Here is an 870-nt window from a genome sequence, read left to right on the forward strand (position 1 = left end):
TGGGCAAGCACCCGCCACAGGCCTTCTTCCGTCTGTTCCCACTGGTAATCACAGCGCAACCCCCGCGCATCCTGATGCCATGCCATCAGGCCCTGCGCCGTCCAGCCGAACTGACGCTGGAGAAAGTCGTTGCGATGGCTGACCCCGGTCAGTTGGGCGTGTTCATTATAATGGTAGCGGCAAAGCTGAATACGATGGCCGTCATACCATTCACGCCAGACGGTGGTGAGGCGGGAAACCGTTTTGCCATCAATATCCTTCATCACATAGTCGCAGTGCAGCTTCAGCCCGCCGCTGCCCGTGATGCTGACCATCTGATGTTGTTCGTTGTAATGGCAGCGCTGCTCGTGACCCACGTTATCGCGGCGGTGGCTCAGGCGGCTTATGCCGTCATTATCAAAAGCCGTATAGTGATAAACCTGTTCGCCCGCGTCACGGATTTCCCAGGTGTCTTCCGGCGTGTGTATCAGCGCGCTTTGCGCTTCCGGGCAAAAACAACGGTGGCCGGCAGGGACATCAGGAAAGGGCACGATATCGCCGGCAGGGGAACGCCAGAGTAATCCGCCGTCCACGCGGGTGAGATGGCTTTCCCAGAACAGGCTCCAGCCCTGACCCAGTACGCTGTCATACTGATAACGGCTCAGGTAGCTACGCTGCCAGTAGAGCGGCAATTCAGCGTCAAAAACGAAGTCCAGCTCATCCTCATCGTGCAGAAATTTCTGACCGGCAATGGCTTCCACCGGGTTCATCAGAATACCGGCGACAGGCACAGCCACGGCAAGCGCCCCCAGCCGACAGGCGATTTTGCGGATTTTATCCGCTCCCGGGACCTGGCTAAACAGCGTTTGCAACGCGCCGGGGCCTTTGGCA

At 58.5% G+C, this 870-nt stretch carries 1 protein-coding gene; it reads right to left on the reverse strand.

Features of this window, described 5'->3' with window-relative positions:
- The coding region (locus tag ACGF7G_RS22485; RefSeq protein WP_387468506.1) for a DUF6531 domain-containing protein at positions 1 to 870 on the reverse strand (870 nt) is incomplete at both ends.

Source organism: Photorhabdus sp. RM323S, from assembly GCF_042879375.1.
Lineage (GTDB): Bacteria > Pseudomonadota > Gammaproteobacteria > Enterobacterales > Enterobacteriaceae > Photorhabdus > Photorhabdus tasmaniensis.